The organism is Parazoarcus communis SWub3 = DSM 12120 (genome assembly GCF_003226565.1).
Lineage (GTDB): Bacteria > Pseudomonadota > Gammaproteobacteria > Burkholderiales > Rhodocyclaceae > Parazoarcus > Parazoarcus communis.
Genome location: NZ_QKOE01000138.1, coordinates 1 through 396 on the forward strand (window position 1 = coordinate 1; position 396 = coordinate 396).

Genomic DNA, 396 nt, shown 5'->3' on the forward strand with positions numbered 1-396 from the left:
TGTTGCGAGCCCAACACAACCGCTGCCTGCCCCAGGGCGGCAAGCTGTGGCCCGAGACGCTCGCGGCACCGTCCTTGGGCGAGATCGAGTTCATGCTGCCCGCGCGCACCAACCGGCCCGCGCGCGCCATACGACGCGGCGGACAACGTATCGCACATCGAGGCGCCTGGCGGCTCGCAGGTCTTCGCGCATGATGTGACCAACTGGATTGCGCAGACGGGCTATGTGTACGACGCCAACGGCAATCGTCTGGAAGATCCCATCCGGGCCTATCAGTGGGACGCGGAGAACCGGCTCATCGGAGTGAGTCACAAGAGCAGCCCTGGGCGCAGCAGTCATTTTGTGTATGACGGATTGGGTCGGCGCAGCGTGATCGAAGAGCGAGCGGGGCTCGTG

1 protein-coding gene and 1 pseudogene are annotated in these 396 nt (G+C 65.2%); both read left to right on the forward strand.

Annotation, left to right across the window (positions count from 1 at the left end; all coding sequences use genetic code 11):
- A pseudogene (locus tag DNK49_RS24275) lies at positions 1–194 on the forward strand (hypothetical protein); the annotation flags it as partial.
- Position 195: 1 nt separating this feature from the next.
- Positions 196–396, forward strand: a 201-nt coding sequence (locus DNK49_RS24520) for a hypothetical protein (protein WP_207807121.1), incomplete at its 3' end; no start/stop codon positions are given.